Origin of the sequence: Snodgrassella sp. B3088, assembly GCF_026535815.1 — a bacterium.
GTDB classification, from domain to species: Bacteria; Pseudomonadota; Gammaproteobacteria; order Burkholderiales; family Neisseriaceae; genus Snodgrassella; species Snodgrassella alvi_E.
Genome location: NZ_JAFNPG010000002.1, coordinates 158332 through 172831, shown reverse-complemented (window position 1 = coordinate 172831; position 14500 = coordinate 158332). Strand labels below are relative to the sequence as shown.

The window sequence follows — 14500 nt, the reverse complement described above, 5'->3', positions numbered from 1 at the left end:
CAGCGCGTTTGAAATAACCATCCAGTCATCAGGTTGCTAAAAAAACCGAAATAACTTATAATTTAACGAATAATTTGAAACCATCGTTTACAACCTGAGTTAATTCCGGCGTATCCAGAATCTCTTTTATGATGTAACGCCATCTACCATTAGCCGCAGTACTGCTTTCGCTACTTGGTTGTCGTCGATGTATAAAATACCCACACACAAGCTAACGACAACCAATTGCTATCTTTATATTACTTTCCTCCTTGGCTTAAGCTAGCAACAGTTTCCAGTAATCTATTTTCAACAAAATAAACTAGATTATCACGTTTGGTTGGTCGTTTAACCAAAGGAAAACCATGACATTGTCTTTTTCAGATTTACATTTAGACAAACAAATTACCAGCGCGCTCATTGCTGCCGGATATGAAACCCCAACTCCCGTACAACTGGAATCTATTCCCGCTGTTTTAAATAATCAGGATGTAATGGTTTCTGCACAGACAGGTTCAGGCAAAACAGCCGCTTTTCTTTTGCCAACGCTACAAAAATTGCTTAAACGCAGCGAAAAATCCGGCAAAGGCCCGCGTGCACTGGTATTAACGCCCACACGTGAACTTGCCCAGCAAGTCGAGAAAAATGCTCAGATATACGGCAAAAATATGCCTTGGCTGCGCACAGTTACCCTAGTGGGCGGCACCGCCTTCGGACAACAAATCCGAGCCTTAGCGCGCCCCATCGACCTGATCGTAGCTACTCCAGGACGATTAATGGATCACATGCGTCAGGGACGCATCGATTTTGGGCGTTTGGAAGTCCTCATTCTGGACGAAGCAGACCGCATGCTAGACATGGGCTTCATTGATGACATCGAAACCATCGTCGCAGCCACTCCTGCCGAACGTCAAACCCTATTATTCTCAGCCACATGGGATGGCATGGTTGGCAAACTGGCGCAGAAACTAACCAACCAGCCTCAGAAAATTGATATTGCCCGTGAAGAAAAACAAGGCAAAATCGATGAACAATTGCTATATTGTGACGATATTCGTCATAAAAATCGCCTGCTAGATCATTTGTTACGTGATGCCAGTATTGATCAAGCAGTAATCTTTACCGCCACCAAAGCTATGTCCGAACAACTGGCTGACGAACTATACGAAAAAGGTTTTTCTGCTAACTGTCTGCATGGAGACATGCCCCAGGGCTGGCGAAACCGCACCTTGATGGATTTACGCAAAGGCCGAATTAAAATTCTGGTCGCTACAGACGTAGCTGCACGAGGTATTGACGTACCTACTATTACGCATGTAATCAATTACGACCTACCCAAACAGGCAGAAGATTATGTACACCGCATAGGACGTACCGGCCGTGCAGGTCGCACCGGTTTGGCCATTACTTTTGCTGAAGTGAACGAGTACATCAAAGTTCACAAAATAGAACGCTACCTCAATCGGAAACTGCCTGAACATACCATCAGCGGTATGGAACCCACTCGCAAGCGTTCGAGTAAATTTGCTAATAAAGGTCGTCGTTCATTTGGCAACCAAGGCAAAAGCGGCAACTGGAATGCCGACCGTCGCCATAATAATGAGCAGCAGCCCAACCGTTCGCGCCAAGGCAACCAAGCAGGACGTCAGCGCAGCAATCCGCAAAATAGACATAGCAGCAACAGCCAACCAAAACATTAATTCTTAATTACCTACACATTTATCAGGCAGCTTTTGCTGCCTGATATCTTCAAAATCATTAAGTTCAGACCATATCTGTTTTTATCATCATCAAACAGAACATCTTTACTGTCTTGCAAATTTTTGTTATATCTAATATATTTTATAGTAAAACAAAAATTATCTAAAAAAACAATAATAATATTCATGCAGGCATAAGCATTGTCACCTTATAGTAGTACCTGTAAAACAAGTATTAATGACAACAGTTGGTGCACAACACCGACAAGCGAGAAAGGATTTAACTATGCAACATCGTCGAAGATTACAAATTTTTCAGGCCGCCAAACGAGCTGCATTTTACCAGCACACTCAGCCGGTTAATACAAAAGAGCAGATTCCAGAAGAAAACGAAAAAAATATTCTTCTATTGGAAACTGTGCACCAGTAATAGTACTTAGGTAATACATAACAAGCCATATTGATCAGATATGGCTTGATTCATAATTATCCGGATAATCAATATATCCAATACTGACTCAATTGCAATATACAATCAACATAACATATTACCTACTCTACTCTTGTTTGATAAATCCTTTAATATATAAAACCAACAAAAATACCAATAGCATTTAATTAAGCAAATAGCCTTGTCTCATCATCAAACAATCCTAACTGGTTTCCTATCTCGATTTGTGCGAAAATTCAGTTTATTTACTGGGCGAACTACCATGTTAGACAGAGAAGGTTATCGCCCCAATGTCGGGATAATCATCACCAACGACCGTAATGAGGTTTTCTGGGGCAAACGGGTACACGAACATTCTTGGCAGTTTCCACAGGGTGGCATCAAACCGGGAGAAAGTCCCGAAGCTGCCATGTATCGAGAATTGATGGAAGAAGTAGGCCTGTTGCCACATCATGTCAAAATCATTGGGCGCACTCGTGACTGGTTACGTTATGACGTTCCCACACATTGGATTAAACGCGAATGGCGAGGCTCCTATAAAGGACAAAAACAGATATGGTATCTGCTGCGTCTGACTGGACGTGAAAGTGATATCCACCTGCGTGCCACCCACCATCCCGAATTTGATGCATGGCGCTGGCACCAGTACTGGGCACCAGTGGATGAAGTGATAGAATTCAAACGCAATGTCTATCTTAATGCACTGCACGAATTGTCGCGTTTTCTGCATCAACTACCGGAGTGGACTGAATTCGTACAAAACCGTCAGAATCACGATGATAAATATTCACTGGCTGAATAAAAGCCGGTCATTCAGCCGGCATTCACCTGCCTGATCCCAGCACAAAACAAAAACAAATTACCGAAAAATTAAATTTTTTACGGTAATTTGTTCTATATTGGCAATACTACCAGTCTGAAATAAATTATGAGCAAATCCATAACTTACGATGAATCTAGCGTAACCGTACTCAAAGGTCTGGCACCAGTTAAAGAACGGCCAGGCATGTACACCAGAACCGACAGCCCTACCCACATCATTCAGGAAGTCATTGATAATGCTGCCGATGAAGCACTTGGCGGTTATGCACAAAACATCGACGTCATCCTAAATCAGGATGGTTCAGTAACCGTAAAGGATGATGGACGAGGCATACCAACTGGATTACATCCAACTGAGCAGGTTCCTGTAGTCGAACTGGTTTTTACCCAGCTTCATGCGGGTGGTAAATTTAACAAAAAAAGTGGTGATGGTGCTTACGCATTCTCTGGCGGGCTACATGGTGTCGGCGTTTCCGTTACCAACGCCCTCTCCACCAGATTGGAAGTCACCGTTAAAAGAAACAGCAAAATTTATCAAATTGTCTTTGCCGCTGGAGAAGTAATTCAGCCCCTGACTGAAATTGGCAAATGCACCTCCAAAGATAGTGGAACAGAAGTTCGCATCTGGCCTGACGGTCATTACTTCGACAACCCACAATACAACATAGCTGAACTTGAACGCACATTGCGTGCCAAAGCAGTATTACTGCCAGGCATCAGTGTCACCCTTACTCGGTATATCAATAGTACAGATGAAGCACAGACACAAAACTGGCAATATCCGAATGGCCTAAAAAGTTATTTACTGAATCTCCTCTCAGATAGCCAAACCGCTACACCTATCTTTGCTAGTGAAAACTATCTAGGCGCCAACCATGACACAGATTTCAATCAAGGCGAAGGTGCAGCTTATGCATTAAGCTGGGTGGAAGAAGGAAATGCACCCAGTGAAAGCTATGTAAACCTCATACCTACAGCCCTTGGCGGCACACATGAGGCAGGTCTCAAACAAGCCGTCTTTCACGCCGTCAATAATTTCATTAACCACCACAACCTGCTGCCACGCGGTGTAAAACTTCAATCAGATGATGTATTTTCCCGCGTCGCTTTTGTATTATCCGCCCGTCTGCTGGATCCACAATTTCAGGGACAAACCAAAGACAAACTCACCAGCCGTGATGCACTCAAACTGGTGGCAGCTATGTGCAGCGATCCGCTTGAGCTCTGGCTGAACCAAAATATCGACACTGGAAAAAAAATAGCCGAACTGGCCATTCGTCAGGCGCAGGCGCGCATGCGCTCAACCAAAAAAATAGAAAAGAAAAAAGGATCCGGAGTAGCCGTCTTGCCAGGTAAACTCACAGACTGTGAAAGTGAAGATATACGTGAAAATGAACTTTTTCTGGTCGAAGGAGATTCTGCCGGCGGTTCTGCCAAACTGGCTAGAGATAAAAATACCCAAGCCATCCTGCCCTTACGCGGCAAAGTATTAAACAGCTTCGAAATTCATCGCGATCAGTTATTTGGCAATGCAGAAATTCACGATATTTCTGTAGCCATTGGCGTAGACCCGCACGGAAAAAATGATAATCCAGATTTATCCGGCCTTCGCTACGGCAAAATCGCCATATTATCCGATGCCGACGTAGACGGTGCTCACATTCAAGTACTACTACTTACCCTCTTTTATACCCACTTTCCCCGTCTGATTGATGCAGGACACATCTACGTAGCCCAGCCGCCTCTATTCAGAGTGGATGTCAACGCACAGGGTAAAAATAAACCAGCGCGTAAACTTTATGCACAGGATCAGGCAGAACTAGATACCATTCTGGATCGACTGCAAAGCGAAAAGGTTAAAGAAAGTGCCTACAGTATCAGTCGATTTAAAGGTCTGGGAGAAATGAATCCAGATCAGCTTAAAGACACCACCATGAACCCCGATACCCGCTGCCTTTTACAAGTACAGATAAGAGAAGAAGACAGCAACGAAACCCGCAACATCTTTGTTAAACTAATGGGCAAAGGAGAAGCATCATCCAGACGCATATGGATGGAAGCAGAAGGAGACAAAGTAGAAACCGATATATAATGAACCATATAACCAATATCGGCTTGACCTAAATACATAAGACTCTGTATCAAAGCATATCCGTAAGCAATGAAGTTTTATATAAATGTAACTACAGGTTTTTAACAAATAACAACCTGTAGTTACATTTATATGGTTAAATACGTATCAATGCTTTTTTATTTATAAGAATTCAGCTAATAGTCAAATAATATATCACCATTACCGCTAAATAATATAATTAGCTTGTTCAACAATGCTCAACTTACATCACGAATAAAAAACTTGAAACAAATTCTGTATAGCAAGAACCTTCATGCAATACAGACTAAATCTACCCAAAACTTTAGAATTAAAATCGGTACAAAATCCAGCAAAATTAAAATATCTCACAGCATAACCAAATCAAAAGTCACAACCTATATAAAGACATACCCTCATCAGAAGGTAAAAGCAAACTTTAAACACCAAGTCATTAAAATAAATGAACATAAATTTTATTTAATATTAATTTAATTAAAATATGGCCAACAAAGTCGTATATTATTTGCTAATTAGATATGTAAATTTATATTTATACATAGTAGTCACACAACTTAAAATTGAACTTTAAGTCAAACGGATATTGATTTAAATCAAATAAATGTTCTTTAAGCAATCCAGCATTCTGTCCATATTTAGAATAATGTTATAATAAAGAATAGTTTCAGAAGACCAATAAAATAGACTGATCAAAAACTACAGAATATTACTTTCAATACAACGTCAAATCAGAAAAAAAATGCATCGAAAATAAAAATAAGAATTATCTATAAAGATAATTGATAAAATTTAATAACATTTTTTTGCAAAAAAATTCACCCATCTTTATAATTAACACGGTTACAGTCAATTTTAGAGGAATTTTCATGAAATATGATTTCATCGAAGGCGTATTAAAAACACTAAACAGTACACCTGACATTACATCTTCTGCTGTTATTTCTACTGACGGTCTGCCAATCGCCTCAGCACTGCAAAGTGGCATGGATGAAGACCGAATCGGCGCCATGGCTGCGGCATTACTTTCATTGGGTAACCGCTCTGCTAAAGAAGTATTAAAAGGTTCTTTGGATAATACTATTATTCATACAGATAAAGGCTATATGCTGCTGTTTCAGGCATCTGAAGCCATCTTGTTAACCATCACTACAACACATGAAGCAAAATTAGGTTTAATTTTGTTTGAAGCTAAACGTGCATTGAAAGAACTAGCTGATCATTTTGGTTAATATTCAGTTTGCTTAACCTGAAATGTGCCATGCCTAATTAAAGCCATACATGCAAAATAAATGATATATCCAAAACGGTTTTTGTAATCAGCACAACACTGAAAATTTGGTTTAATCTTTCAGTATTGTTCAATTCCGGTTTCATAAACAGGATTGATCGCTGTCAGGCAAATTCATATAAGCAAAAACCGGTTTTACTGTATGACAGAAAGTTTAATATCTTTAAGCATCCTTTAGATTAAAGCATAGCATATAAACATCGGGCGAAGATTACTCTGTCCCCGAAAAGCATATTCAGAAGTTTTCAGCAGCAATTGACGTATAACATCAAAACAGACAGAGCTGCTACAAAAACATAATAACACTGAAATGCTTACATTAAGCACACTCATTCTTCACCAGATTAAACCAAATTGAAGGACAAATTAACATGGATATGAGTCGTTGGATTCAGCCAAAACCTCAGAGCGAATCTACAGAGTATAAAATCAAACATTATCAGCAAGAAGGGGAATCCACAATATATGTTACCAATCAGGAATTTCCCTATCCTGATGGCGCACTGATTGTATCCCGTACTGATCTTGACGGTATCATTACACATGCCAATGATGTATTTGTTGATATCAGTGGTTGGACCCGTGATGAAATTATTGGCGCGCCGCACTGCCTATTACGTCATCCAGATATGCCAAAAGCACCCTTTGCCGACATGTGGGCTACCTTGCAAAGAAAAGAACGCTGGTATGGCTATGTCAAAAACCTGCGCAAAGACGGTGGTCATTACTGGGTATATGCAACTGTTATTCCCAACCTGCGTCAGGGCAAAGTTATCGGCTATAGCTCAATCCGCCGCAAACCGAGCCGCGAAAAAGTAAATGAAATGAGCGCGAAGTATGCAGAAATGCTGAAATCTGAACAGGAAGGAAAATAATATGCTAAGTTTAATGGTTGTACCTGATTATTTGCCTGACCAATTCAGTACCTGGTATCTGCTCAATAACTACCTTCAAAAGAAAAGCGATCAAAATATATCACTGATCATGCCTCCTTCGTTTGATGAAGTCACAGCTCATCAGGAAAAAGAAAAAGTATCTATGCTTTTTGTTAACCCTTTTGCTGCTGGTACTTATGTACGTGAACAAGGTTATTTACCGCTCGTTAGACCTAAAAATAAATCAGACGAAATTGTCATCGTTGCAGCCGCTGATTCAGACATCAATGCAATTGAAGATCTGAAAGGAACTGTAGAATTAGCACTTTCAAATAATGAAGATGCTAATTTCATTGGGTTACGCCTACTAGAACCTGCCAATCTGAGTGATGATGAACTAGTTATCAAACGCAAAGATAATTTCCTGATGGTTGCCTCAGGTGTAATTCGGCATCATGCAAAAGTAGGAATTATCCAATCTGATGTATATGATAGCTTCAACTCAGTCACCAAAGATCAGCTGAAAGTATTATTGAAGAGCCGTATTAACGAAGTTTCACACGTTATGCTGTATCATCCTGATGCAGTTTCCAACGCTGAACTTCTGAAAGATGTGCTATGTAAAATGGCCGATGACGCCGATGGCGCCAATATTGTAAAAGCATTAAACTTCCCTGAAGGCTTTACTGCATTATCAGAAGAAGAAATGGAATTCATGATCGACGTTGTAGACACCATGCGCAAGTAATCAAGCTTGGATTAAACCGTATAGGATACCACCTATACGGTTTAATTTTTGGCTGCCGAATTTCTCTAATCAGAAAAGATAAGAATAAAGTTATTGACTTCTTTATCTTTCAAATATACTGAATAGAAATATATTTTTTCACCAACTTATCAAGTGTAATAATTCCCTTACCTTATAATTTCATAAATATTGTTAGGTAAAATTTAAAATTAACACTTTCACCTTTTTCTAATAATACAATCAACACATATATTTTTTGAAAACAAATCTGAAATAAATAAAATTATTTTCTATTAATAATTTGAACATTTAAATATAGATATAAAACCATCAATTGAGAGTAATCAACATCAATATCTGAGCTCATCAATATTAGACAGCAGTAAAGCTTTTACCAGCCATAATTCATAGCAACATACTGGCATACCCAACTGATAATGTATCAATGCTGCCTAATGGAACACAACATGATTCTGTTATAATGGATTAAATCATAATCGTTATCAACAGCTTCAATGGCTACCATTAGCACAACAAAACCTTCACGCTGTTTGCCTATATTACTAGCAATAGCAATTTTCATGCAGCAGCTGGATGCCACCATCCTGAATACTGCTCTGCCTTCTATGGCTGCAGATTTAGGCCAATCGCCTTTGAATATGCAATCGGCAATTATTGCCTATGCACTGACGCTGGCCATCATGATGCCGTTGTCAGGTTTTTTATCGGACAAATTAGGTACCCGCAAGCTCTTCATGGGATCAATGGTCATATTTATTATCGGTTCAGTTCTCTGTGCAGCCAGCAACAATTTACCCCTGCTGGTATTAGCTAGGATTATTCAGGGATTGGGTGGTGCCATGCTTACTCCTGTAGCACGATTAACCATGATGCAAGCCTATGACCGCTCTAAACTGATTACCGTTATGAATTATGCCATTATGCCAGCACTTATCGGCCCAGTATTAGGACCGATTATTGGTGGTTATCTGGTCGTCTATATGAGCTGGCACTGGATTTTTTTATTAAACGTACCAATTGGTCTGCTGGGATTGCTGGTCACATGGTACATCATGCCCGATTTCAACCGGCCGGCTAATTATTTTGACGGATTAGGTTTCTTTTTATTTTCTGCGTCCGCATTTTGCATGACTCTGACCTTTGAAACCATGTCTCACGCAAATAACATTCTTTTCGGCTGTATGATGGCAGCTGCCGGAATTGGTGCATTATTTGCCTATTTAGCACATGCACGCCAGAACAACCGCGCTTTGTATCCACCTCATCTGATTCTGGTACGCACGTTTCGTCTCGGATTGGCCGGTAACCTTGTCAGCCGTTTGGGTATGAGTGCTTTACCTTTATTATTACCCTTACTGTTTCAGGTTGCATTCAGCTACGATGCAGTCAATTCAGGTTGGCTACTGATGCCGTTGGCACTGGCTGCAATATTTGCCAAACCTTTCCTGAAACCATTAATGAACCATTTCGGCTACCGCAACACATTAGCATGGAACACACGTATCATCGGCTTACTTATAATGTCTCTGGCATTTATCAGTGCTGCTACCCCACAATGGCTTATTTTGCTTCATCTGTGCGTACTCGGTGCTTGTAATTCATTACAGTTTACCGGTATGAATACCATTACACTGGCTGATTTGCGGCCTAATCAAGTAAGCAGTGGTACTAGCCTAATGGCAGTTAATCAGCAGCTTGCCTTAAGTTTTGGTATCGCGATCGGTGCCTTGCTTTTACAAAACCTTAGCCGAGCCAGCTTTATTCATCAAAATATCACTAGTGCCTTTCGCGTCACATTCATTATTTTGGGCGTCTTTACCCTGCTTTCCAGCTGGATATTCGCTCGTCTGCATCCTACCGATGGTGATAATCTACTTACCAGAGAAAAATAAATTACTAATAACGTTTTATTTTTTACATAATAAAAAGACTGCCTTAAAAAGGCAGTCTTCCATTCAGCATAAATAAACTAATGAGGAATATCATCACTCAAATACACTGCTGGTTCACTTTTATCATGGGGCAGTAATATATTCAGTATGATAGCCACAATACCCCCCATACAAATCGGGTTTTGAAACAGAATAGGCAACTGAGCAAATACTTCCGGCTCAAAAGCTACGCCCAACCCCAATCCTAAAGAAGTAGCACAGATAACTGCTTCCCGGCGGCGAATACCAGCTGTGATAATAATACGTATACCTGCTGTAACAATCAGACCAAACATAACCACCATTGCGCCACCAAGAACCGGGCTCGGAATAGTGGTAAAAATTGCGCCAACCCAAGGGAATAAGCCCAATATCACCAAAATCACTGCAATGTATTTGCCTACATGGCGAGATGCAACACCGGTCATCTGAATCACACCATTATTCTGAGCAAATGTAGTTAACGGTAATGAACCAAGTGCAGTAGCAATTACAGAAACCAAGCCATCGGCCATGACGCCACCGCGCAAGCGGCTAGTATAGGCTGCTCCGTCCACCGGCTGATTGGATATCATTGCAGTAGCAGTTAAATCACCAACAGCTTCAAATACACTCAGAAGATAAATGGTTCCTGCTACCATAAAGGCATGCCAGTCAAAAGCAAAACCGTATTTGAATGGAATTGGAATGGTAATCAGCGGCAGATCATGTAGATTGGAAAAATCAACAATACCCATAAAAATGGCGATTACATAACCAGAAATCAAACCTACCGCAATACCTGCCATACGCCACCATGCATTGCGAAAGCAGTTAAATAACAGTACGGTAAACAGAACAAAAGTAGAAAGAGCAAGATTGGGCCATGAACCGAATGTATGATTAGCTTTAGCGGTGAGCCCCCCGCCGAAATCAGTAATACCGACATGAATCAAGCTTAAGCCTATCATCAATACCACTACTCCACTTACCGTAGGAGTGATAATTTTTTTCAGAAACGGCAATAGCCATGATGCTCCGACTACTAAAAAGGCGCCCACAAAAGAGACGCCCAATAAAGTAGAAATCATGGCTTGTTCATTCATCCCGTTTTCCTTCATGCCCAATCCTAGCGCAATCATCACAGTAACAAATGAAAAATTAACCGATTGAATCGATAATAACCCAGAACCGATCACCCCGAAACGGTGCACTTGAATATACGTACCGACACCTGATGCAACCATAGACATCGATACCAAATAGGCAGTCATGTCTGCCGGCAGTTTCAGTGCGCCGCCCACCACTAAAGCCGGAGCCACCATGGGTACGAATAGAGCGAGTAAATGGGTTAATGCACTCAGCAAACCATTAAAAACAGGAGGTTTATCCTCCAGACCATAGACCAGATCAGAGCGTTCTTCTTGTTTAAAAACAGAGGGATTATCGGCCATGTCAACCTTTCTTATTTGCTTTATACTTGCAAAAAACGAATATAAAGCCCCGTATTTTAAGCTAAGCTGATACATTTAATCTACATCAGACAATTGAGTAATAAAATCTTTAACTCAAGCAAACCTCTTTTATCAAAACACATTATGAACGGCCTATTTTCCATCAAGGGATAAAATACGCTACAATCATCACATTTTTAGCTCTCCTGTAAAGGGTAGAATTATGTTGACAGGCAGCCTGGTTGCCATCGTAACGCCTATGCATGCAGATGGTAGTATTGATTACGACCAATACAAACAGCTTATTGACTGGCATATCGAATCCGGTACCGACGCTATTGTCGCTGTAGGAACCACAGGTGAATCAGCAACCCTTAGTGTTGATGAACACCTAAACGTAATTAAAACTGCTGTAGAACACGTAGCCGGACGCATTAAAGTGATTGCCGGTACAGGTGCAAATAATACGCACGAAGCCATTTATCTTGCTCGAGAAGCACAGCAAGCTGGTGCGGATATGACACTGTCAGTAGTGCCTTACTACAACAAACCCAATCAGGAAGGCATATACCGCCATTTCAAGACCATAGCTGAAGCTACTTCTATTCCGATGATTTTGTACAATGTGCCTGGACGCACTGTTGCCGATATGCAACCGGATACTGCTTTGCGGCTAGCTCAGATAGAAAATATTGTCGGAATCAAAGAAGCCACTGGCAACATCGGCCGAGCTTGTTATCTGTTTAAACATGTTCCCGAAAACTTTGCAGTTTACTCTGGCGATGATCCTACCGCGATGGCATTCCTACTATGCGGTGGCCATGGTGTTATCAGTGTGACAGCCAATGTAGCTCCGAAAATGTTTGCCGACATGTGTCATGCTGCACTACGCGGTGATATAGCCGGTGCGCGAAGCCTGAATGATAAATTACAGCGTTTGCATGGCGACCTTTTCTGCGAACCCAGTCCGGCACCTACTAAATGGGCACTGTCCCAAATAGGTAAAATCAATCCGGTATGCCGCCTGCCCATTACGGAGCTGACTGAAGCAGGACAGACCATAGTAACAGCTGCCATGCGCGAAGCCGGCTTAATCTGAACATAAGCCTACCCTATCAGAAAAATACACACAGAAAGTGGCCGATATGAATATAAGTAAAACCGTTGTCCTGACCATGCTGGCAGCCAGTCTTGCCGCCTGTGCCAGCAAAAAAGAAAACCTACCTAAACTTGATTATCAGTCAGACAATAAAAAAATTGTTCAGCTGGATGTGCCGCCAGATTTGACTGATCCCAATCAAGGTAATCGTTTCAGTGCTCCTGGCAGCTCGCTGATTAATGGTGCCGTCCGTGCCAGTGATCTGAACAAACGCAATAACAAAAACCAGCCCGCAGCCAATACGCAGGTATTGACACAAGTACCGGATATTCATTTTCAACGTGATGGCAGCATCCGCTGGTTAACGGTAGACAATAAACAAGCTGCTGAGTTATGGCCTCTATTAAAAGCTTTTTGGCAGGAACAGGGCTTTACTATAGAGCGTGAAGAACCATCTATCGGCCTAATGCAGACCAACTGGGCTGAAAATCGGGCCAAACTGCCTTCGGATGCCATTCGCGGTATATTTGAAAAAGTTGGCTTGGGTGGCGTTTACTCCAGTGGTGAACGTGATATGTTTACCATCCGGCTGGAAAGAAACAATAAGGGTGGTACTGATGTATTCTTCAGCCAGAAAGGCATGAAAGAAGTCTATACCAGCAAAGATGGTGACAGTACCGCATGGCAGCCTCGCCCTAATGAACCTGAACTAGAAGCAGCATTTCTGGCACGCTTCATGCAGTATCTAGGTGCAGATGCCAAACAGGTACAGCAACAGGTAGCCGCTCAACAGCAAAATCCGAATGAGAACGCTTTGGCCAGAACCGATGGCAGTAGTGTTTATCTGCTTGGCCCACAGGAACGCAACTGGCGCCGCGTTGCTCTGGCACTGGATCGCGTAGGTCTAAATGTTATTGGCGAAAATCAGAGCCAGTATGCCTATCTTGTGGAAGTGGCCGCTGCCGAAGCCTCATCTGTAACCAACAAAAAACCGGGGCTGTTTAGCCGCATGTTTGGTCGCAGCAAAAAAATCGAACGCCAGCAACAGCCTAAAGAGCAGCCGCGTTTGATGGTACTGGCTCAACCATTGAAAGATGGAGGAACACGCGTCAGTCTAGCCAATGTTGACGGTACACCTTATACCGGTATAGATGGTAAAAAATGGATTCAGCAACTTGATCAGCAGTTGCGATAAAAACCAAAAGCCTGCTACAGCAGGCTTTTTTATCAGCAACCTTTTAACATTTTGCCCACAATTTTTTTTTATTTACTTTTCAAGAAGCTAAACTCTAAATATACAAACCTAATATAAAATCAAGATCGTTAATTACATTATTGGCTTGGTATAGCTCATCTTTCTTTAGAAACTTCAAATATGAGTTAAACACTACCGTGAAACAATACTGTAAGATACTTTTGACAACTCTTTTATAATCAAATCGTGACTACAAATTATTTTGATAAATAAAACAGTATCAACACAATAATCTTAAGTTTTTAAGAACCATTACCTAGGAAAATGCTTCATCAGATACAATAGCTGGCAATTAAGCTACACTTGCTTTCATCTTATAAAATTCTTGAATCGACTGATATGAAAAAAATGATAATCAGTTATAGTTTTCTATCTTTACTGATAATTGCTGCATTTATTATGGGTACCATCTTTTTTGCAGACATCCGTTACCCCTTATGGTACAGCTTGTGTTGTTTTGCAGTTGGTATTACAGGATTGGTTATTATTGCACCCTTTACAATTAAACTGATTAAAGTTAGCCAGAAACCCCTTCTTACATCACAAAAAAATGACTAGAATTCAATCTTTAGAAAAAAATAAAATACAAAATGATTTTTAAGATCACATGGGGCAAGATACACTTAAATAACAATTTTTAAAATTTTTTATACTTATTTTAAATACAATGATTAAAATAATTATTCCCCTGAGCATTAACTTTATTCTGTTTATGGTGTCCTTTTACGTTGGCTTTTCTCTTTTTCAAAAAGAGCAACAGCTAACAACATATAGTACTGTATGCT

At 40.8% G+C, this 14500-nt stretch carries 12 protein-coding genes; 10 read left to right on the top strand and 2 right to left on the bottom strand.

Annotation, left to right across the window (positions count from 1 at the left end; all coding sequences use genetic code 11):
- Positions 1 to 344 precede the first annotated feature (344 nt).
- The 7 genes from J3U75_RS01215 to J3U75_RS01185 all read left to right on the top strand — a co-directional run bounded on the left by J3U75_RS01215 (position 345) and on the right by J3U75_RS01185 (position 7976).
- Positions 345 to 1679, top strand: coding sequence for a DEAD/DEAH box helicase (locus tag J3U75_RS01215; RefSeq protein ID WP_267390134.1), 1335 nt, complete (start codon positions 345 to 347; stop codon positions 1677 to 1679).
- 286 nt (positions 1680 to 1965) lie between these two features.
- Entirely contained in the window at positions 1966 to 2109 is a 144-nt protein-coding gene (locus J3U75_RS01210; RefSeq protein WP_267390133.1) for a hypothetical protein, read from the top strand.
- 283 nt (positions 2110 to 2392) lie between these two features.
- A complete protein-coding gene (locus tag J3U75_RS01205; protein WP_267390132.1) occupies positions 2393 to 2932 on the top strand; it encodes an RNA pyrophosphohydrolase in 540 nt (179 codons plus the stop codon).
- A 126-nt stretch (positions 2933 to 3058) separates the two neighbouring features.
- Complete coding sequence (locus tag J3U75_RS01200) at positions 3059 to 5044, top strand: DNA topoisomerase IV subunit B (RefSeq protein ID WP_267390131.1); 1986 nt, start codon at positions 3059 to 3061, stop codon at positions 5042 to 5044.
- Positions 5045 to 5931: 887 nt separating this feature from the next.
- Positions 5932 to 6294, top strand: a complete 363-nt coding sequence (locus J3U75_RS01195; protein ID WP_100139998.1) for a roadblock/LC7 domain-containing protein — start codon at positions 5932 to 5934, stop codon at positions 6292 to 6294.
- Between the two features lie 430 nt (positions 6295 to 6724).
- Positions 6725 to 7228, top strand: coding sequence for a PAS domain-containing protein (locus J3U75_RS01190; protein WP_267390129.1), 504 nt, complete (start codon positions 6725 to 6727; stop codon positions 7226 to 7228).
- Between the two features lies 1 nt (position 7229).
- Positions 7230 to 7976: a phosphate/phosphite/phosphonate ABC transporter substrate-binding protein gene (locus J3U75_RS01185; RefSeq protein WP_267390128.1), complete on the top strand. Its 747-nt coding sequence runs from the start codon at positions 7230 to 7232 to the stop codon at positions 7974 to 7976.
- Positions 7977 to 8418: 442 nt separating this feature from the next.
- Here the strand turns inward: J3U75_RS01185 and J3U75_RS01180 are convergent, their stop codons facing one another.
- Entirely contained in the window at positions 8419 to 8559 is a 141-nt protein-coding gene (locus tag J3U75_RS01180; protein WP_267390127.1) for a hypothetical protein, read from the bottom strand.
- Here J3U75_RS01180 and J3U75_RS01175 point away from each other — a divergent pair.
- Complete coding sequence (locus J3U75_RS01175) at positions 8558 to 9889, top strand: DHA2 family efflux MFS transporter permease subunit (protein WP_267390126.1); 1332 nt, start codon at positions 8558 to 8560, stop codon at positions 9887 to 9889. The genes J3U75_RS01180 and J3U75_RS01175 overlap by 2 nt on opposite strands.
- A 77-nt stretch (positions 9890 to 9966) precedes the next feature.
- Here J3U75_RS01175 and J3U75_RS01170 read toward each other — a convergent pair whose 3' ends face one another.
- Complete coding sequence (locus tag J3U75_RS01170) at positions 9967 to 11361, bottom strand: nucleobase:cation symporter-2 family protein (RefSeq protein WP_267390125.1); 1395 nt, start codon at positions 11359 to 11361, stop codon at positions 9967 to 9969.
- A gap of 223 nt (positions 11362 to 11584) precedes the next feature.
- Here J3U75_RS01170 and dapA point away from each other — a divergent pair, with 223 nt between their 5' ends.
- Both dapA and bamC read left to right on the top strand, forming a co-directional pair.
- Positions 11585 to 12460 carry a 4-hydroxy-tetrahydrodipicolinate synthase gene (gene dapA, locus J3U75_RS01165; protein ID WP_267390124.1) on the top strand — a complete coding sequence of 292 codons (876 nt, stop codon included), beginning with the start codon at positions 11585 to 11587 and terminating at the stop codon, positions 12458 to 12460.
- A gap of 46 nt (positions 12461 to 12506) precedes the next feature.
- Positions 12507 to 13655, top strand: a complete 1149-nt coding sequence (bamC, locus tag J3U75_RS01160) for an outer membrane protein assembly factor BamC (RefSeq protein WP_267390123.1) — start codon at positions 12507 to 12509, stop codon at positions 13653 to 13655.
- The last annotated feature ends 845 nt before the right edge of the window (positions 13656 to 14500 follow it).

Bases quoted from the DNA above. Each gene is read 5' to 3' on its own strand.
- bamC (WP_267390123.1), top strand. From the start codon at position 12,507: ATGAATATAAGTAAAACCGTTGTCCTGACCATGCTGGCAGCCAGTCTT.
- dapA (WP_267390124.1), top strand. From the start codon at position 11,585: ATGTTGACAGGCAGCCTGGTTGCCATCGTAACGCCTATGCATGCAGAT.
- J3U75_RS01205 (WP_267390132.1), top strand. From the start codon at position 2,393: ATGTTAGACAGAGAAGGTTATCGCCCCAATGTCGGGATAATCATCACC.
- J3U75_RS01185 (WP_267390128.1), top strand. From the start codon at position 7,230: ATGCTAAGTTTAATGGTTGTACCTGATTATTTGCCTGACCAATTCAGT.
- J3U75_RS01215 (WP_267390134.1), top strand. From the start codon at position 345: ATGACATTGTCTTTTTCAGATTTACATTTAGACAAACAAATTACCAGC.
- J3U75_RS01180 (WP_267390127.1), bottom strand. From the start codon at position 8,559: ATGAAAATTGCTATTGCTAGTAATATAGGCAAACAGCGTGAAGGTTTT.
- J3U75_RS01210 (WP_267390133.1), top strand. From the start codon at position 1,966: ATGCAACATCGTCGAAGATTACAAATTTTTCAGGCCGCCAAACGAGCT.
- J3U75_RS01175 (WP_267390126.1), top strand. From the start codon at position 8,558: ATGCAGCAGCTGGATGCCACCATCCTGAATACTGCTCTGCCTTCTATG.
- J3U75_RS01195 (WP_100139998.1), top strand. From the start codon at position 5,932: ATGAAATATGATTTCATCGAAGGCGTATTAAAAACACTAAACAGTACA.
- J3U75_RS01200 (WP_267390131.1), top strand. From the start codon at position 3,059: ATGAGCAAATCCATAACTTACGATGAATCTAGCGTAACCGTACTCAAA.
- J3U75_RS01170 (WP_267390125.1), bottom strand. From the start codon at position 11,361: ATGGCCGATAATCCCTCTGTTTTTAAACAAGAAGAACGCTCTGATCTG.
- J3U75_RS01190 (WP_267390129.1), top strand. From the start codon at position 6,725: ATGGATATGAGTCGTTGGATTCAGCCAAAACCTCAGAGCGAATCTACA.